Origin of the sequence: Aurantiacibacter gilvus, from assembly GCF_038289935.1 — a bacterium.
Lineage (GTDB): Bacteria > Pseudomonadota > Alphaproteobacteria > Sphingomonadales > Sphingomonadaceae > Alteraurantiacibacter > Alteraurantiacibacter gilvus.
In genome coordinates, this window is record NZ_JBBYHV010000001.1 from 1,094,165 (window position 1) to 1,112,377 (window position 18,213).

General features: G+C 64.4%; 14 protein-coding genes. 10 read left to right on the forward strand and 4 right to left on the reverse strand.

The window, feature by feature from the left end; genetic code table 11:
• Positions 1–102 precede the first annotated feature (102 nt).
• Entirely contained in the window at positions 103–912 is an 810-nt protein-coding gene (locus tag AAEO60_RS05405; RefSeq protein WP_341672619.1) for an EAL domain-containing protein, read from the forward strand.
• Here AAEO60_RS05405 and mfd read toward each other — a convergent pair.
• The 3 genes from mfd to AAEO60_RS05420 all read right to left on the reverse strand — a co-directional run bounded on the left by mfd (position 909) and on the right by AAEO60_RS05420 (position 5,236).
• Positions 909–4,409 carry a transcription-repair coupling factor gene (gene mfd, locus AAEO60_RS05410; RefSeq protein ID WP_341672620.1) on the reverse strand — a complete coding sequence of 1,167 codons (3,501 nt, stop codon included), beginning with the start codon at positions 4,407–4,409 and terminating at the stop codon, positions 909–911. The genes AAEO60_RS05405 and mfd overlap by 4 nt on opposite strands.
• Before the next feature lie 74 nt (positions 4,410–4,483).
• The gene (locus tag AAEO60_RS05415; protein ID WP_341672621.1) at positions 4,484–4,750 is read right to left on the reverse strand and encodes an FAD assembly factor SdhE; all 267 of its coding nucleotides are present in this window, start codon (positions 4,748–4,750) and stop codon (positions 4,484–4,486) included.
• Positions 4,751–4,807: 57 nt separating this feature from the next.
• Complete coding sequence (locus tag AAEO60_RS05420; RefSeq protein ID WP_341672622.1) at positions 4,808–5,236, reverse strand: hypothetical protein; 429 nt, start codon at positions 5,234–5,236, stop codon at positions 4,808–4,810.
• 151 nt (positions 5,237–5,387) lie between these two features.
• Between AAEO60_RS05420 and recG the strand changes: the two genes are divergently transcribed.
• From recG to AAEO60_RS05465, 9 genes are all read left to right on the forward strand, one after another.
• Positions 5,388–7,454, forward strand: coding sequence for an ATP-dependent DNA helicase RecG (gene recG / locus AAEO60_RS05425; protein WP_341672623.1), 2,067 nt, complete (start codon positions 5,388–5,390; stop codon positions 7,452–7,454).
• A 58-nt stretch (positions 7,455–7,512) separates the two neighbouring features.
• The gene (locus AAEO60_RS05430) at positions 7,513–9,294 is read left to right on the forward strand and encodes a DUF885 domain-containing protein (protein WP_341672624.1); all 1,782 of its coding nucleotides are present in this window, start codon (positions 7,513–7,515) and stop codon (positions 9,292–9,294) included.
• An 89-nt stretch (positions 9,295–9,383) separates the two neighbouring features.
• Positions 9,384–10,625, forward strand: coding sequence for a lipoprotein-releasing ABC transporter permease subunit (locus tag AAEO60_RS05435; protein WP_341672625.1), 1,242 nt, complete (start codon positions 9,384–9,386; stop codon positions 10,623–10,625).
• Positions 10,618–11,298, forward strand: a complete 681-nt coding sequence (locus tag AAEO60_RS05440; protein WP_341672626.1) for an ABC transporter ATP-binding protein — start codon at positions 10,618–10,620, stop codon at positions 11,296–11,298. The genes AAEO60_RS05435 and AAEO60_RS05440 overlap by 8 nt, the downstream gene beginning before the upstream one ends.
• A gap of 51 nt (positions 11,299–11,349) precedes the next feature.
• Positions 11,350–11,631, forward strand: a complete 282-nt coding sequence (locus AAEO60_RS05445; RefSeq protein ID WP_341672627.1) for a hypothetical protein — start codon at positions 11,350–11,352, stop codon at positions 11,629–11,631.
• Between the two features lie 58 nt (positions 11,632–11,689).
• A complete protein-coding gene (locus tag AAEO60_RS05450; protein WP_341672628.1) occupies positions 11,690–12,223 on the forward strand; it encodes a hypothetical protein in 534 nt (177 codons plus the stop codon).
• A 48-nt stretch (positions 12,224–12,271) separates the two neighbouring features.
• Positions 12,272–12,604 carry a hypothetical protein gene (locus AAEO60_RS05455; RefSeq protein WP_341672629.1) on the forward strand — a complete coding sequence of 111 codons (333 nt, stop codon included), beginning with the start codon at positions 12,272–12,274 and terminating at the stop codon, positions 12,602–12,604.
• Positions 12,605–12,673: 69 nt separating this feature from the next.
• Entirely contained in the window at positions 12,674–16,141 is a 3,468-nt protein-coding gene (gene dnaE, locus AAEO60_RS05460; RefSeq protein WP_341672630.1) for a DNA polymerase III subunit alpha, read from the forward strand.
• Complete coding sequence (locus AAEO60_RS05465; protein WP_341672631.1) at positions 16,141–16,917, forward strand: helix-turn-helix domain-containing protein; 777 nt, start codon at positions 16,141–16,143, stop codon at positions 16,915–16,917. Before dnaE ends, AAEO60_RS05465 begins: the two co-directional genes overlap by 1 nt.
• An 86-nt stretch (positions 16,918–17,003) precedes the next feature.
• Here the strand turns inward: AAEO60_RS05465 and AAEO60_RS05470 are convergent, their stop codons facing one another.
• Positions 17,004–18,152 (reverse strand): OmpA family protein, encoded by a 1,149-nt coding sequence (locus AAEO60_RS05470; RefSeq protein ID WP_341672632.1) that lies wholly within the window; start codon positions 18,150–18,152, stop codon positions 17,004–17,006.
• Positions 18,153–18,213: the final 61 nt, after the last annotated feature.

Sequence of the window (18,213 nt, forward strand, 5' to 3'; positions counted from 1 at the left end):
CCCCCCATGGATCAGAGCGGACACTATGGAGCGGCGTCCCGATTTGCAACGAAGCTGTTGGCCTTGCTGACGCGATATGTCGATTGCGCCAAAGGCGTGACCATGTCCGTACCCGCACCTGTCCACGAACGTCGCCAGCGAATCGACCGTCGCCGCAGCGAACCGCATCCGATCACCGAAGACCTTGTCGAGGCCTTGGCGGACGATGCCATCACCCTGCTGTTCCAGCCGCAGTTCCATTCCGGCAGCGATGTGCTGGCCGGCGGCGAGGCGCTGGTGCGCTGGGTGCACCCTGTGCACGGACCCATGGCAGGCGATGCGCTGGTAGCGATTGCGCAGAGCGGCGGCGTATCGCGGCGCCTGTCCCGGCATATCGCCCGCAGTGCCTTGGCCGAGGCGGCAAGCTGGCCGGACCATTTACGCCTGTCGCTCAACGTGACGGCCATGGATCTGTTCGATCGCAGCTTTGGCGAGGACCTGCTGGCCATGGTGGAGGCTAGCGACTTCCCGCCCGAACGCCTGACGCTGGAGATCACCGAGCAGGCGCTGGTGGCTGACCTCGACCGGTCAGCCAAGGCACTGCGCGAACTGGCAGACCGGGGCATGTCCATTGCCCTCGACGACTTCGGCGCAGGTTTCTGCAACTTCCGCTACCTCAAAGTCCTGCCGCTTGATGCGCTCAAGCTCGACCGTTCGATGATCGAAGGCATTGCCAGCGACGAGCGCGACCTTGCCGTGCTGCGCGGTATCCTCGCCATGGCCAGGGCGCTGGACCTGAAGGTGATCGCCGAAGGTATCGAAAACGCCGAAGTTCGCGACATTGCCGTGCGCGAAGGCTGCCATCTGTGGCAGGGTTTCCTCGGCGGCAAGCCGATGGCGGTGGATCGCTTTGCCTTGCTCGCTGCGACCTAATCCGCCTTCTTCGCGCGCTTGACGATATTGCTGAGGCCCTTGGTCAGCTGGAGCAGCCCGTTGAGGCGGCTCTGCGGATCGCCCCATGCACGGTTGACCACCAGCTTCATGTCCGGACGCAGCTTGGCGGTGTCCGGTTTCCCGCTATTGAGGCGCTCGACATAGGCGATCAGGCCTACGGGATCGGGGAAGCTGTCCTTGTGGAAGGTCACCAGCGTGCCGCGCGCGCCGACTTCGATCTTGGCCACGTTCGCGGCAAAGGCCTGCGCCTTGATCTCGATCAGGCGGATCAGGTTCTGCGTGGGTTGTGGCAGGGGGCCGAAGCGGTCGATCATCTCGGCGGCCATGCTCTCGATCTCTTCCTTGCCCTCGGCCTGGTTCAGGCGGCGGTAGAGCGCCATGCGCACGGCAAGGTCGGGCACGTAGTCCTCGGGGATCATGATCGGCGCATCGACCGTAATCTGCGGCGACAGGCCGGTATTGTCCGACTCCAGTCCCATGTCGCCTGCCTTGGCCGCCATGATCGCGTCTTCCAGCATCGACTGGTAGAGTTCGAAGCCTACCTCGCGGATATGGCCCGATTGCTCGTCGCCCAGCAGGTTGCCCGCGCCGCGAATGTCGAGGTCGTGGCTGGCAAGCTGGAAGCCTGCCCCGAGCGAATCCAGATCGCCCAGAACCTTGAGGCGCTTCTCCGCCACTTCATTCAACTGCGTATCGACAGGCGTGGTCAGGTAGGCATAGGCGCGGATCTTGGCCCGGCCCACGCGACCGCGCAGCTGGTAGAGCTGGGCGAGACCAAAGCGGTCCGCGCGGTGGATGATGATGGTGTTGGCGCTCGGCAGGTCGAGCCCACTCTCGACGATGGTGGTGGAGAGCAGCACCTCGTACTTGCCCTCGTAGAAGGCGCTCATCCGCTCTTCGATTTCGCCCGCGCTCATCTGGCCGTGGGCTGAGACATATTTCACTTCGGGCACGACTTCGTGCAGCCAGTCCTCCAGCGGTCCCATGTCGGAAATGCGCGGTACGACGATGAAGCTCTGTCCGCCGCGGTGATGTTCGCGCAGCAGGGCCTCGCGCACCACCATGTCGTCCCATTCCATCACGTAGGTCCGCACTGCGAGGCGGTCTACTGGCGGGGTCTTGATGGTGGAAAGCTCACGCAAGCCGGTCATGGCCATCTGCAGGGTACGCGGGATGGGCGTGGCGGTCAGTGTCAGCACGTGGACGTCGGCGCGCAGCTGCTTCAGCTTTTCCTTGTGGGTGACGCCAAAGCGCTGTTCCTCGTCCACGATCACCTGTCCGAGGTTCTTGAACTTGGTGCTCTTGGAGAGGATCGCGTGGGTGCCGATGACGATATCGACCGTGCCATCTGCAAGACCTTCGCGGGTGGCCTTGACCTCGGCCTGCGGGACAAGTCGGCTGAGGCGACCGACCTTGAGCGGGAAGCCGGCGAAGCGATCGCGGAAGTTCTCGAAATGCTGGCGGGCGAGCAGGGTGGTGGGGGCGATCACGGCCACCTGATGCCCGGCCATGGCCGCGACGAAGGCGGCGCGCAGGGCGACTTCGGTCTTGCCGAAACCGACGTCGCCGCACACAAGCCGGTCCATCGGCTTGCCGCTTTCGAGGTCGCGCAGCACGTCGGTGATGGCGGCGTCCTGGTCTTCGGTCTCCTCGTAGCGGAAACGGTCGACGAACTGGTTGTAGCTGGCTTCCTCGGCCTCGATTACCGTGGCCTTGCGCAGGGCGCGGCGGGCGGCGACTTCCATCAGCTCGCCCGCGATGGCGCGGATGCGTTCCTTCAGGCGGCTGCGGCGGCGCTGCCATGCCTCGCCGCCGAGGCGATCGAGTGGCGCGCCCTCTTCGGAAGAGCCGTAGCGCGACAGGACGTCGATGTTCTCGACGGGGATGTAGAGTTTGTCGCCGCCGGCATATTCCAGCATCACGCAGTCGTGCTGGCTCTTGCCCACGGCAATGGGTTCGAGACCCAGGTACTTGCCGATGCCGTGGTCGATGTGGACCACCAGGTCGCCGCGCGAGAGTGCCTGCAATTCGGCGAGGAAGGCGTCGGCATCCTTCTTCTTCTTGCGGCGGCGGACAAGGCGGTCACCCAGCAGGTCCTGCTCGGTGATGACTTCCAGCTCGTCATTGGCGAAGCCGGTGTCGAGCGGCAGCTCCATGGCCACCGTCTTGCCCTTGGCTGCCAGGCCCAGCGCCTGCTGCCACGACTGCGCCTGCGCAACCTCTGTGCCGTGCGCCGTAATGTTGGTGCTGATGCGGCTGAGCGAGCCTGCGGTGTATGTCGCCAACAGCGGCTTGCGCCCACTCTTGGCCACCGATGCGAAATGGTGGGCAGCGGCTGTGTAGACGTCTTCCCCCCGCGAGCGTTCGGGCGTGAAATCGCGGGCGGAGCGGAAGCCGAAGTCGATGACCTTGTCGCTTTCCGGCTCGGCGAAGATCGAGGCCCTGTGGATCGGCCAGGCGGTTGCATCGCGAGCGTATTCGTCGCCGGTCAGGTATAGCTGTTCCGGCGCCAGCGGACGGTAGCTGCCCTTGCTCTGCCCGGCGATGTCGCCGCGCTGGCGGTGGTAGTCGGAAATGTCCTTGAGGCGTTCTTCGACCGCCGACTGCGCGCCCGAGTCGATCACCATCACGTCATCGGCAGTCAGGTGATCGAACAGGGTCGACAGGCGCTCCTCGAACAGCGGCAGCCAGTGCTCCATGCCGGCAAGGCGGCGGCCTTCGCTGACGGCCTCGTAGAGCGGATCCTGCGTGGCATCGGCGCCGAACATCTCGCGGTAACGGCTGCGGAAGCGCTTGATACTATCCTCGTCGAGCAGCGCCTCGCTGGCGGGTAGCAACAGGTGGCTTTCGACGACGTCGACGGTGCGCTGGGTGCTGGGATCGAAGCGGCGCAGGCTTTCCAACTCGTCGCCGAAGAAATCGAGCCGCAGGCCGCCGTCGAAACCGCTGGGATAGATGTCGACGATGGAGCCGCGCATGGCGAACTCGCCGGTGTCGACCACGGTGTCAGCGCGGGAATAGCCCTGCCGCCGCAGCAGGGCGGCGAGGCTTTCGTGCCCGATGGTGGTGCCCGGCTTGAACTCGCGCACCGCCTCGCGCACGCGGAACGGGGTGAGCACGCGCTGGAGCAGGGCATTGGCCGTGGTGACCAGCAGCTGGTTGCCCTGATTGCCATTCTGGCCTGACTGCAACTGGTGCAGCGCCGACAAGCGCGCGGCGCTGATCGACAGGGCGGGGCTGGCGCGATCGTAGGGCAGGCAGTCCCAAGCGGGGAACTCGATCACCTGCAATTCGGGTGCGAAGAACCGGGCGGCATCGGCCACCGTACGCAAGGCAGCATCATCAGGCGCGATGAAGACGGCGCGCTTCTTCGCCGCGCGGGCAAGGTCGGCCAGCACCAGCGGCTGCGCACCGCGCGCCACCTGCGACAGGGTAAGCGGCTGTTTCGCAGCAAGAATTCGGTTCAGGTCAGGCATCGCACTCGTCAGTCAGGCAAACGCAAAAGCCCCCTTCCCGAATCGGGGAGGGGGTACAGCGTGGATTTCAGCGACTAGATGCTCACGTAGTCGAGCTTGCGCAAGGCGTCCATTTGGGCACCCTTGAAGCTTTCGGGACATTCCTGAGTGCCCAGTGCCCAGGCCATGACGTCGACGTCGTCTTCTTCCAGCAGTGCCTCGAACCAGGCGAGCTGCGCCTCGTCCCACTGCGCGTGGAAGGTGTCGTAGAAGCCGCCGAACATGTAATCGGCCTCGCGCGTGCCGCGGTGCCAGGCGCGGAACTTGGCGCGATCTAGGCGGGTCTGGAACGGATCTGACATGAAAAAGGGGCGCCTCGTCTTGCGAAGCGCCCCTCCTGTACCTTCAACCGGATGCGATCAAGGGTGCGTATGCGTGTAGATCGTGTGGCGTTCCTCGATCATCGCATCAGCTTCCTCGCGCATGGCTTCCAGGCCGTCCTCGCCGCCCGCCAACTCGGTGAGTGCTTCGATGAAGGCTGCGCGCGAAGGCGAGCCGTGGGTGTCGAACGCGGCCATGCCCTCGGGCATCTCGGACACGATCAAGATGTCCCAGTCCTCGTTGAGCATCACCCAGTGAACCGTATCTGCCGGCAAGCCTGCCTGCGCGCGGGCCGCATCGACCATGCCGCGCAGCTCGAGCCAGCGGTTCTGGTCGGCGTCATCGGTGAATTCGAGCGCCGTCACCGAGTAGGTCGTCCGCGGCTCCTCGGCATCCTGCGCAACTGCAGGCAAAGCAACCGCCGACAGTGCCAGAGCGGCGGCGGTGATCTTGATTGTATTGAACATTGGAGTCCCCCCTTTTGCCGGGAAAACCCGGCGAGATGCGACCCTCATTCGGAGCGATAACAGGTTACAGTTGTAATGGGAAGCAAGCCGCGCTGGTGACTGTGGGCGGCAGTGACTTCGCAAGTATTCGCTGACCGGCTAGAGCCTGCCCATGCGCCCCGATGAACTCAATCCGCTGTTTGCCGAGACCGACGGCCTCGATGGCGTGGGGCCAAAGCTGAAGAAGCCGCTGGAAAAGCTCGGCCTGACGCGGGTTCGCGACTTGCTGTACCACCTGCCCGAACGGTTCGTCGTCCGTCGCGCGGTCCACGATCTCGACGAAGCGCAGGTGGGCGAGCAGGTGGTGGTGGCGCTGACCGTCACCGAACACCGCGCCAGTCGCAGCCAGCGCGGACCCTACCGGGTGCTGGCGAGCGATGCGAAGGGCAACGTGTGTGCGCTGACCTATTTCGGGCGCGCCAGCTACACCGCGAAGAAGCAGCTGCCGGTGGGCGAGAAGCGCTGGGTGGCAGGCCGCCTCGACCAGTACGACCAGATGCTGCAGATCGTGCACCCCGATCACGTGTCGGAGACCAGCGATGGCGCGATGGGCAAGATGGTAGAGCCGATCTATCGCCTCTCCGAAGGGCTGACGCAGCCGCGTGTCGCCTCGCTGGTTGAGCAGTCGCTGGCCCGCGCGCCCGAGCTGCCAGAATGGATCGAGCCGACCACCTTCGACCGCGAGGGCTGGCCGGCGTGGCGTGATGCCCTTGTGCTGGCCCATCGGGGCGAGAACGCCAAGGCGCGCGACCGGCTCGCCTATGACGAGCTGTTCGCCAATGCGCTCGCGCTGATGCTGGTGCGCCAGTCGAACAAGGCGCGGAAAGGGCAGGCACTGCAAGGCGACGGCCACTTGCGGGACAAGCTGCAACTGCCGTTCCCGCTCACCGGAGCGCAGGTCCGTTCCAATGCCGAGATTGCCGGCGACATGGCGCAGGCCAGCCCCATGCTGCGGCTGCTCCAAGGCGATGTCGGCGCGGGCAAGACTGTGGTGGCGCTGGAAGCCATGCTGGTGGCGGTCGAGGCCGGGGCGCAGGCTGCCCTTCTTGCTCCTACCGAACTGCTCGCCCGCCAGCATTTCGAGACGCTGCGCAAGCTGGCCGCACCCACAGGTGTCGAGACCGCCCTGCTGACGGGCCGAGACAAGGGAAAGGCACGCGAATCCATCCTGATGGGGCTGCTCGACGGCAGCATCGACATCGTGGTCGGCACCCATGCGATCTTCCAGCAGTCGGTCAGCTACAAGAACCTCGGCCTGGTGGTGATCGACGAGCAGCACCGGTTCGGCGTCTCGCAGCGGCTGATGCTGACGCAGAAGGGCAAGGTCACGCCGCATACGCTGGCCATGACCGCCACGCCGATCCCGCGCTCGCTGGTGCTGGCGCAATATGGCGAGATGGAGGTGAGCCGCCTCGACGAATTGCCGCCGGGTCGCCAGGCGATCGACACCCGTGTGCTGCCGCTCGACCGGTTGGACGATATCGTCGCCGCCGTTGGTCGCCATCTCGAAACCGGACAGCAGGCCTACTGGGTCTGCCCCATGGTGCGCGACAGCGAGAACATGGACGACGACCTCGCCGCTGCGGAAGCGCGCTATGCGGCCTTGCGCGAACGCTTCGGCGATGACGTGGTGCTGGTCCACGGCCAGCTTGCGCCTGAACTGAAGGATTCGGGCATGGCCCGCTTTGCCGCTGGCGAGGCCAAGGTGCTGGTGGCGACAACGGTGATCGAAGTGGGCGTCGACGTTCCCAATGCTACGCTGATGGTGATCGAACAGGCCGAGCGCTTTGGCCTTGCCCAGCTGCACCAGTTGCGCGGCCGCGTAGGGCGGGGCAGCGAAAAATCGACCTGCCTGCTGCTGCGCGGCAACGAGCTTTCGGAAACCGGCAAGCAGCGCCTCGCCCTGATGCGCGAGACGCAGGACGGCTTCCGCCTCGCCGAAGAAGACCTCGCCCTGCGCGGTGGTGGCGAACTGTTGGGCACGCGCCAGTCCGGCGACGAGGCCTTCAACATCGCCAGCCTCGAACAGATCACCCGCCTGCTGCCGGTGGCCAATGCCGACGCCAAGCTGCTGGTGGAACAGGAAGGCGGGCTGGAGAGCGAGCGCGGCAAGGCGGCTCGCCTGGTGCTCTACCTGCTCGAACGCGACTGGGGCGTGCAGACCTTGCGCGGTGGCTAGACATTGCGGTTGGAGAGCCTAGTCTCGCGAGCAACCAATTTCCCCGGAGACTCCCCACATGAACCGCTCGCTTTTCGCCGTCTCGACCCTCGCCATTGCGCTGGCCATGCCGACGGTGGCCCATGCCGATGCGGCCGAGGACTTCACCGAGCTGCGCGAGGACGTGTGGCAGTGGGCGCTCGACAATTCACCTGCCCTTGCCACGTCCATCGGGGATCGTCGCGGGGACGGGCAGCTGGGGGACAACTCGCTCGAAGGCTACGATGCGTGGGTGGCCGAAACGCAGGCTTTCCTCGACCGGCTCGAAGCCATCGACGCGGATGAACTGCCGGAGAACCTGCAGATCGACTACGCGCTGCTGGAGCGGGACTTCACCGACACCATCGAGGGCGCGCAGTTCGACCAGAGTCGGTATGTCGTCTTCACCAACCGTGGCGGACCGCAGGACGCCATTGCCGGGCTGCCTTACGGCTCCCCGCTGTTCAACCTGGCGGACTACGAGAGCTATATCGGACGGCTCGAGGCCTTTCCCGCCTTTGTCGCCAACACCATCTCGCGCAGCGAAAGCGCCATCGAGCTGGGCCTGACGCAGGCCTGCGAGCCGATGGAAGGCTATGAGCAGTCGATCACCGGCCTGCTCGCCGGATCGGCAGAGGAATCGATCTGGTGGGCTGCCTTTGCCGAGAAACCCGCTACCATCTCCGACACGGACTGGGCTGACCTGCAGGAACGCGGACGCGCCGCGATTACCGAAAGTACCTTCACGGGACTCCGGAATTTCGCCGACTTCTACACCCAGGAATATGCGCCCAATTGCCGCGCGGACGAGGCTCCGGGCGTGGGCGGCACGCCGAACGGGCAGGAATACTACGCCTACCGCGTACGCAGCTTCACCACGACCGACATGACCCCGCAGGAAGTGCACGAACTCGGCCTGTCCGAAGTCGCGCGTATCCGGGCCGAGATGGAGGAGGTGGCCGCCGAGGCCGGGTTCGACAGCCGCGAGGCGTTCATCGAGCACCTGCGCACCGATCCGCAGTACTATCCGACCGACGAGCAGCTCTACCTCGAGCACACGGCGGCGCTCGCCAAGGAAATCGACGGGTGGATGCCGCGCCTGTTCGGCAACCTGCCGCGCCTGCCGTACACCGTGCTGCCGATCCCGGCGGCATCGGCTCCCGGCAACACCACTGCCTATTACGAGTCGGGCTCGCTGGCGACTGGCCAGCCGGGCATCTATCGCCTCAACCTGACCGAGCTGGACCAGCGGCCGCTGTGGGAATTGCCCGCGCTGACAGTGCACGAGGCCGTGCCGGGCCATCACCACCAGATTTCGCTGCAGCAGGAGCTGGACATGCACCCGCTGCGCCAGAATGCGGCCTTTTTCACCGCGTTTGTCGAAGGCTGGGGACTTTATTCGGAGCGCCTGGGCATCGAGATGGGGCTCTACGACACGCCCGCAAAGGAAATGGGCCGCCTGAGCTATGAAATGTGGCGCGCGAACCGCCTCGTCGTGGACACCGGCATCCACGCCATGGGTTGGACCCGCCAGCAGGCGGTCGACTACATGCTCGACAACACCGCGCTGTCCGAAGGCAATATCAACGCCGAGGTGAACCGCTATATCACCTGGCCCGGGCAGGCGCTGGCCTACAAGCTGGGCGAACTGAAGATCCGCGAACTTCGCACCCGCGCGGAGGAAGCACTGGGCGAGCAATTCGACCTGCGCGCCTTCCACGACACCGTGCTGGAGAACGGCGCGGTGCCGCTCGACGTGCTTGAAGCCCATGTCGACGGGTGGATTGCCGATCAGCTGGCCAGCGGAGCGGAAAGCGAATGAGGCGGGCATAGCGCGGCTATTTTCATTGCAGCGCAAGGTAGCGGTTCCTAAAGCGCTGGCCTGTACGAATTATCGCAGGGCTTCCTGACGTGATCCTTTCCCCTTTTGAGTGGTCGATAGCCAAGCGCTACATGCTGCCCGGTCGCAGCGAGGCGGTGATCGCGCTGGTGGCGGGCATTTCCATCACCGTGGTCATGCTCTCGGTCGCCATGCTGGTGATCGTGATGAGCGTGATGAACGGCTTCCGCTACGAGCTGCTCGACCGCATCACCGGCCTCAACGGCCATGCTGTCGTGGTCGCCTATGGCGGGCGGCTGGAGAACTGGGAAGAGGTGCTGGAAGAGGTGCGCAATACCCCCGGGGTGACGCGCGCCAGCCCGCTGATCGAAAAGCCGCTGCTGGCCACCTACAATGGCCGCGCCGAGGGCATTTTCATTCGTGGCAATACGCCGGAAGACATCCAGCGCATGGCCCCCAATGTGATTGCCGGTGACCTGTCAACACTGAGCCCGGACGAGCGTAACGTCGCCATCGGGTCGCGCCTACAGCAGAACCTCGGCATCCGGATGGGCGATACGATCACCATCGTCAATCCGCAGGGCCGCCCGACACCCTTCGGCACCATGCCGCGCCAGATCGGCTACACGGTGACTGCCGTGTTCGAGGTGGGGCTGTACGACTTCGACGAACGCTTCATCGTCATGCCCATTCCAAATGCGCAGACCCTGCTGATGACAGGCGACACGATCGAGATGATCGAGATCCAGACAGAGGATGCGCAACGGGCGAACGAGATCTTGCAGCCGGTGGCGGAAAGCCTCTCCGGCCGTGCGCAGGTGACCAGTTGGGAGCAGATGAACGCCTCGCTGTTCGAAGCCTTGCAGGTCGAGCGCGTAGCCATGGCCTTTGCGCTCGGCATCATCGTGCTCGTGGCGGCCTTCAATATCCTCTCTTCACTGGTGATGCTGGTGCGGTCCAAGACGCGCGACATTGCCATCATGCGGACCATGGGGGCGACGCGGCGCAGCTTGCTCAAGATCTTCGTGACGACCGGGTCGATCGTCGGCGTGCTGGGGACGGGTGCCGGCTTGGCCCTGGGTTTCCTGATCCTCTACTTCCGCAACGGAATCGTGACCGGGCTGAGCACGGCATTCGGTATCGAGGTGTGGGACCCCTCGGTCCGTTTCCTGACCGAATTGCCGAGCAAGACCGATCCGTTCGAAGTGCTCTTCATCGCCGGCATGGCCATGGGACTGAGCTTCCTGGCGACGCTCTATCCGGCCTACCGTGCGTCCAACACCGATCCGGTGGAGGTGCTGCGCTATGAATAGTCCCGGACCCGTCATAGCCTTGCGCAACTTGGCTCGCAGCTTCGAGCAGGGCGGAGTGAGAATCGACGTGCTGCGAGGTGTGAACCTCGAGATCGCTCCGGGCGAGATTGTCGCTCTGGTTGGTCCGTCGGGTTCCGGCAAGTCGACGTTGTTGCAGGCCGTGGGTTTGCTCGAAGGTGGCTTCTCCGGCCAGATCGAACTTGCTGGCAAGGACGCCAGCAATCTCAGTTCCGCCGAGCGCACGACGATGCGGCGCGAGCATCTGGGCTTCGTCTACCAGTTCCACCACCTGCTGCCCGACTTCACGGCCAAGGAAAATGTGGTGTTGCCGCAGCTGCTGGTCGGTACCAAGCGCGCGGCAGCCAACGAGCGAGCGCTGGAGCTGCTCGGAGCGCTCGGCCTCGAACATCGCGTCGAACACCGGCCCAGCCAACTCTCGGGCGGTGAACAGCAGCGCGTGGCAGTTGCCCGCGCGCTGGCCAACCGTCCGCAGCTGGTGCTGGCGGACGAGCCGACCGGCAACCTTGACGAGAAAACCTCCGAACGCGTGCTTGGGGAGTTCCTCGAATTGGTGCGCGGACAGGGCAGCTCGGCACTGGTGGCCACCCACAACGAGCGGCTTGCCGCACGCATGGACAGGGTGGTACGCCTGCATGAGGGACGGATCGAATAGGGCGAGCCAGAGCCTCCTTCGCGATCCGGCAGCGACAGAGGAGCGACGCGCATGACCGACCATCCCAGCACCTACAAGGGCGACGATACTGACCGTCCCGGTATCCAATGGGACGATCGTGCTTTCCTGCATCTTGTTGGCGATGGTGACGGCGTGCTGGATAGCGCGAAGTCGATCCGCAGCGGCACCTTCGCCGAACTGATCGCACAAGTCGTCGCCTTGCCCGAGCCAGAACGCCAGAAGTATTACATTGAGAAAGCCGGCGACCGCGAGTTCCATGCCGCGGAAATTGTCTTGCTGTCCCGTCGGGCAGATTTTCCCGAATCAGGCTGACTTGTGCTTTCCGGTGTCTCCCGCCATGCTTTGAGCGGGACGACATAGGGAGACCGCCATGGGCATTCTCGCCGCCTCGCTGCTCGCCATCATGCAACAGGCAATGTTGCTACAGGGGAGCGCGGCGCCGCCTGCTCCCACTCCGCCCAATCCTTGCGCTGCCGAAGAATTCGCCGCCTTCGATTTCTGGGTGGGCGAATGGGAGGTCTACCAGACCGGCACCGAAACCCAGGTCGCCACCAGCCGCATCGAGAAGGTGAGCAACGGCTGCGCCGTGCGCGAAACGTGGATGCCGCTACGAGGCGGAGGCGGTTCAAGCCTCACCACGCTCGATCCGCAGACCGGCACCTGGCACCAGCTGTGGGTTGGCGGCCAGCCGGGCAGGGTGTTCTTCGAAGGGGGCCCGGTCGATGGCGCCATGGTGCTGACCGGCTACTGGGGACAGGATGCCGAGGGCCGTGCCAACCTAGTCCGCATGATTTATACGCTGGGTGAGGATGGCTCGGTCCGCCAGCATGGCGAGGCCAGCGTCGATCATGGGCAGACCTGGGGTCCAAGCTTCGATCTCACCTATCGACCAAAGGAGGGGTAACCCTTTTGCGCCTCGCCGCGTAGTAGCTGGCATGAAAGCGAGTGAGTAATGCTGGAAGCAATCAACGACTGGATCCTGGGGCTGGGCGCCGACTACGGCGTGAACCCCTACATTTTCGCCGCGATCTACGTCGGTGCGGTTCCGTTCTTCTTGGCTTCCATAGGGTGGCTTGTAAAACGCGCGCGGGCGCATCGTTCCACCGTCGTGCCGACCCTTTGCGCAGGCTTCTGCTTCGTTTCCGCCTATCTTTACCTCGCCATAGCCGGCGAGAATATCCCGCTGTGGGTGTGGTTATTCCTCGGCGCGCTGGTGATCTACGGCGCATGGTCGACCGTGCGGGACACGCGCCGAAAGATCGCGGCGGCAAAAGCGCAAGACTGACGGGGATTATCCCTCCGCTTTTCCCCAGCACGACTTTGCGAATCCCGTTGCCATCCGCATATTGCGGAAATGGCCTTTGCTCCCTTCGTCCCGCTGCGCGTGCTGTCGAGCTACTCGATGCTCGAGGGGGCGATTGATCCCAAGGCGATTGCCAAGCTGGCGAAGGAACGCGGATTTCCCGCCATCGCCATTTGTGACCGCAATGGCCTCTATGGTTCGACCATGTTCGCCTCGGCCTGCATCGGCGAAGGCGTGCAGCCGATTGTCGGCAGCCTGCTCGGCGTGATTGCGGACGATGGGGAAACGGTCGACCACCTGCCGCTGTTCGCGCAGGACGAGGACGGGTGGAACAACCTCTGCCACCTTGTCAGCCGGGCGCACCTCGATCGTCCGCTGGAGAAAGTGCCGCATGTGCAGATGGCGGACCTTGTCGGGCATACCGACGGCCTGATCGCGCTGAGCGGAGCGAGCGAGGGCGCGCTGACGCGGCTGCTTGCGGACGGCAAGGAAAGGCGCGCGGACGACCTGGCGAAACGCTTCATGGAATTGTTCCCCGGCCGGTTTTACGTCGAACTGGCACGGCGCGGGAACCCGGTAGAGGAAGCGGCAGAACAGGGGTTGGTCGATCTGGCTTACCGGCTCGAACTGCCGCTGGTCGCCACCAATCCTGCCAACTTCGCCGAACCGCACATGCATAGCGCGCACGATGCCATGCTGTGCATCGCCAATAGCTCGCAAATCGACAGTGACGACCGTCCGGTTTCCAACCCGGAGGCCTACGTCAAATCGGCGCCGATGATGCGCGACCTGTTCGAGGACCTGCCCGAAGCCATCGAGAACACGCTGGTGATCGCCCAGCGCTGCGCCTTCTCGCCGCCACGGCGCAAGCCGATCCTGCCGAGCCTTGCCGGCGACCTGGAAGGCGAGAGCCGGATGCTGGAGGAGGATGCCCGCAGGGGCCTCGCAGCGCGGCTTGAGCAGTACGACGACCTCTCCGATGAGGAGTTGAAAGTCTACGTCGACCGGCTCGATTATGAAGTCGGCGTGATCAAGAACATGGGCTTCCCCGGCTACTTCCTGATCGTGGCCGACTTCATCAAGTGGGCCAAGGCGCAGGGCATTCCGGTAGGGCCGGGTCGTGGTTCGGGTGCAGGCTCGCTGGTCGCCTGGGCGCTGACGATTACTGACCTTGATCCAATACGTTTGGGGCTGCTGTTCGAACGTTTTCTCAACCCCGAACGCGTCTCCATGCCCGACTTCGACATCGACTTCTGCGAAACGCGGCGCGGCGAGGTAATCCGCTACGTGCAGGAGCGCTACGGCAAGGACAAGGTCGCCCAGATCATCACCTTCGGCAAGATGAAGGCGCGCGCCGTACTGCGCGATACGGGCCGCATCCTGCAGATGCCCTATGGCCAGGTGGACCGGCTCACCAAGATGGTGCCCAACCATCCGACGGACCCCTGGACCTTGCCGCGCACGCTGAATGGCGAGGCCAGCTTCAAGCGCGAATACGAGAACGACACCGAGGTGAAGCGCCTCGTCGACCTCGCCATGCAGCTGGAAGGATTCCCGCGCAATTCCTCCACCCACGCGGCTGGCGTGGTGATCGGCGACCGGCCGCTCAGCCAGCTGGTGCCGCTATACCGCGATCCGCGTTCGGACATGCCGGTGACCCAGTTCGACATGAAGCATGTCGAGGATTCGGGGCTGGTGAAGTTCGACTTCCTCGGCCTCAAGACGCTGTCGGTGCTGCGCAAGGCGGTGGACCTGCTGGCGCGGCGCGAGATCGAAATCAACCTCGATACCCTACCGTGGGACGACGATGCGGTCTACGAACTGATGAAGCGCGGCGATACGGTGGGTGTGTTCCAGCTGGAATCCGAAGGCATGCGCCGCACGCTGACCGCGGTGAAGCCGACCAAGTTCGAGGACATCATCGCGCTCGTCTCGCTCTATCGCCCGGGCCCGATGGACAACATCCCCAGCTTCGGCAAGCGCAAGGCGGGCGAGGAAGAGATCGTCTACCCGCACGAGAAGCTGAAAGGCATCCTCGAAGAGACCTACGGTATCTTCGTCTACCAGGAACAGGTGATGCAGGCCGCGCAGATTCTCGCCGGTTACTCGCTTGGCGACGCCGACCTGCTGCGCCGCGCGATGGGCAAGAAGAACCAGGCGGAAATGGACAAGCAGCGCCAGCGGTTCATCGACGGCTGCAAGGAAGTGTCGGACATCGAGGCGAAGGAAGCTTCCACGCTGTTCGACTTGATCGACAAGTTCGCCGGTTACGGCTTCAACAAGTCGCACGCTGCGGCCTACGCGCTGCTGTCCTACCAGACGGCCTGGCTCAAGACGCATTACCCGGAGGAATTCTACGCTGCCTCCATGTGCTTCGACATGCACCAGTCGGAGAAGCTCGCTGTCTTCGTGGACGACCTGCGGCGCAACGGCGTGGAGCTATTGGGCCCGGATATCGGCAAGTCGGAAGCGGAATTCTCGGTCGAGCAGACCGACAATGGCTGGGCGGTGCGCTACGGCATGGCGGGCATCCGCAACGTCGGCGAAAAGGCCATGGAGCAGGTCGTGGCCGAGCGCGAGGCGCATGGGCCGTTCGAGAGCCTTGAGGACGTATTCCGCCGCCTGCCCACCGGTTCGATGAACCGCAAGCAGCTGGAAGGGCTGGCAGCTGCCGGGGCTTTCGACCGCTTCGAATCCAATCGCGCCAAGGTGCTGGCCAATGCTGACATGCTGCTGGCGGTGACCGATGCGGCGAACCGCGAGAAGTCGAGCGGGCAGGCGGGCCTGTTCGGCGGAGAGGACCACGAAGAACCCTCGCTGCGCCTGGCCGAATGCGAGCCGTGGTCACGATCCGAACAGATGGCGCAGGAGCGCGAGGTCTTCGGCTTCTACTTCGCTGCCCACCCCGTGCAGGAATTCCGCGAGATCGCCTCCGCCAACGGCGCGCGCAACTATGCCTCACTGATGGAAGGCGGGTTCGGCGGCGGACGCCAGCCTGCAGTGATGGCGGCCATGGTGGAAAGCGTGACCAAGGGGCGCACCAAGCGCGGCGCCGAATTCGTGCGGGCCGACTTCTCGGACGCCACCGGACAGTTCAGCGCCGCCTGCTTCGAGGAATCGCTGGTCGACAGCTTCCAGCAGTGGGCGGAGGACGGCACCTGCGTGCTGCTCAATGTCGAGCTCGATTCGCCCAACCCCGAAGATCCGCCGCGCGTGACCGTGCGCGGGGCGCGACCGCTTGCCGAGGTAAAGAGTCTGGCGAAGATGCAACTCACTGCCGACGTGACCGACGTGGCGGCGATCAAGGCATTGGCGGAGCTGCTGCAAGTTGGGCGCGCCGGACATGGTGAGGTCGTCTTGCACCTGCGGCTGGGATCGGAGCATGAGCCGAGCATGCTGTTGGGTAGCGATTTTGCGCTCGGCGGCGATCTTGTGGACAAGCTTTCCGGCATTCCCGGGCTCGCCAATGTCGCGCTCGCTCCCATCCGCGGGGTAGGACACCTGCGCATGGTCGCGTGATGCCGGACGCGACTACATATCTTACCGAGAAGGAGAGGGAAGCTCTGCGGCTGCTGCTTGCCGGGCACGATGCCAAGTCGAGCGCGGCCGAGCTCGATATCTCGGTCCATACGGTCAACGATCGCCTGCGCCATGCCCGCCGCAAACTGGGAGTGTCGAGCAGCCGCGAAGCCGCAAGAATTTTGGGGGACGCCGAAGGCGCGATACCCCAAACCGACGTGCACAAGACTTTCGGAATGGCGGTGGGCGACACCGGAACAGACAATGCAGACCTCAACAGAACGCGCCACGTCGTTGCTTCCCGCACGGTGTGGCTAGCAGGAGGAATGCTGATCATGTCTATCGCTATTGCCGTCGCCGCTGTCGCTCTCGTCTCTTTGGGTAGCGACCCTGCTCCAAATGTGGCTGCCGCTTCTGACCCCGCTGCAGAGGAAGCGGTCGTGGATGCGGAATCGCTGCCGCGCGCCGAGCGCTTTCTTGCCAGGGTCGATCAAGGGGACTGGCAGGGCAGCTGGGACGTGGCCGGTCCCTATTTCCAGTCGGAAACGAGCGCGGCCGAGTGGGCCCAGGCTGTCGAACCTGTCCGCGAACCGTTGGGTGAAGTGCAATCCCGCGTTCTGCGGACCGTAAGCACGCCGCCCGGAATGCCGGAAGGTGAGTACGAGGTACTTCAGTTCGAGACCTATTTCGCAGGCCGCGAAGCTGTTGTGGCCGAGATTGTTATCATGCTGGATAGCGAGGAAGGTTGGGAGGTTGTCGGCTACTTCGTTCGCTGACGGCGACAACCGATAGCCTGCACAAACAGAAAAAGGGCCGGAGGATTTCTCCTCCGGCCCTTTTCTGTGCCGTTCGGCGGGTGGGCTTAGTTGCCCGAGCCCGGACCGTACATCACTTCCACGCGGCGGTTCTGCAGTTCGCGGACACCGTCAGCGGTGGGGACGCGCGGCATGGATTCGCCGAAGGCTTCGCTGGAGATGCGAGCCGCCGGGATGCCGCGAGCGGTCAGGTAGTCCTGGACCGAAGCGTTACGACGTTCGGACAGGCCGACGTTGTAGGTGGCCGAACCCGAGCGGTCAGCGTGACCGGCGAGCATGACGCGGGCCATGCCGCAGTTGCCGTAAGCCGTGATCGCGCTGTTGAGCACGGTCGCTGCCTCGGGCGTGATGTCCGACTGATCCCAGTCGAAGAACACGATGTACGGACCCTGCTCACACGGCGGCGGCGGAGGCGGCGGCGGCGGAGGCGGGGGAGGAGGCGGCGGCGGCGGAGGCGGCGGGGGCGGCGGAGGCGGCGGAGGCGGGGGAGGCGGAGCTTCCTCGCCACCGAAGTTGAAGATGAACGTGCCGAGCAGTGTGTGCGTGCTCACGTCCGTCTCGAATGCGCGGCCGACGTTATCGACATAGTCGAGGCCGGTCACCTGGTGGAACTTGTACTTCAGCGAAGCGTCGATGCTGTCCGTTACCGGAGCACGCAGCTGGGCAATTGCCTGCCAGGCGAAGTGCGTGTCGCTGTCGTCGAGGAAGCCCGGGCCGGTCGAATAGGCGGTGATACCGTCCATATCGACATCGCTGAAGCCGACGCCACCGCCGATCGAGGCGCCGAAGCCATCTTCGCCGCCGAAGTCGAGCAGTGCGTTGAACATCGCGCTCCAAGTGGTGATCTCACCCGAAACCGGATCTTGCAGACCGTTGTTGAGCAGGAACGGCACCGAACCTTCGGAGTAGGGAACGCCAACGGTACCGGCGTCGAGCGTGTCGACGTTGAAGTTGCGGTAGGCAGCTTCCGCTTCGATGCGGACGGGGCCAGCGTCGTAGCCAATCAGCGCTTCGCCTTCCCAACCCCAATCAGTGTCAACCACGATATCGTCCTGGCTGGTCACTTCGGTGAGGTCGGTATCTTCGGCAACGCCGACGCCCGAACCAAGGCCGATGTACCACTGGCCATCTCCGGCCATGGCCGGCGTGGCGACAAAGGCCGTGGCCGTCATCAAACCGACTGTGAACTTCTTCATCTGTATTCCCCTATTTAAAGGACAGGTCTCTCTCGCAGCCGAAGCACTAGGCTACGAAGGC

Bases quoted from the DNA above. Each gene is read 5' to 3' on its own strand.
- dnaE (WP_341672630.1), top strand. From the start codon at position 12,674: ATGGCCTTTGCTCCCTTCGTCCCGCTGCGCGTGCTGTCGAGCTACTCG.
- AAEO60_RS05440 (WP_341672626.1), top strand. From the start codon at position 10,618: ATGAATAGTCCCGGACCCGTCATAGCCTTGCGCAACTTGGCTCGCAGC.
- AAEO60_RS05470 (WP_341672632.1), bottom strand. From the start codon at position 18,152: ATGAAGAAGTTCACAGTCGGTTTGATGACGGCCACGGCCTTTGTCGCC.
- AAEO60_RS05465 (WP_341672631.1), top strand. From the start codon at position 16,141: ATGCCGGACGCGACTACATATCTTACCGAGAAGGAGAGGGAAGCTCTG.
- AAEO60_RS05405 (WP_341672619.1), top strand. From the start codon at position 103: ATGTCCGTACCCGCACCTGTCCACGAACGTCGCCAGCGAATCGACCGT.
- mfd (WP_341672620.1), bottom strand. From the start codon at position 4,409: ATGCCTGACCTGAACCGAATTCTTGCTGCGAAACAGCCGCTTACCCTG.
- AAEO60_RS05420 (WP_341672622.1), bottom strand. From the start codon at position 5,236: ATGTTCAATACAATCAAGATCACCGCCGCCGCTCTGGCACTGTCGGCG.
- AAEO60_RS05455 (WP_341672629.1), top strand. From the start codon at position 12,272: ATGCTGGAAGCAATCAACGACTGGATCCTGGGGCTGGGCGCCGACTAC.
- recG (WP_341672623.1), top strand. From the start codon at position 5,388: ATGCGCCCCGATGAACTCAATCCGCTGTTTGCCGAGACCGACGGCCTC.
- AAEO60_RS05430 (WP_341672624.1), top strand. From the start codon at position 7,513: ATGAACCGCTCGCTTTTCGCCGTCTCGACCCTCGCCATTGCGCTGGCC.
- AAEO60_RS05450 (WP_341672628.1), top strand. From the start codon at position 11,690: ATGGGCATTCTCGCCGCCTCGCTGCTCGCCATCATGCAACAGGCAATG.
- AAEO60_RS05415 (WP_341672621.1), bottom strand. From the start codon at position 4,750: ATGTCAGATCCGTTCCAGACCCGCCTAGATCGCGCCAAGTTCCGCGCC.
- AAEO60_RS05445 (WP_341672627.1), top strand. From the start codon at position 11,350: ATGACCGACCATCCCAGCACCTACAAGGGCGACGATACTGACCGTCCC.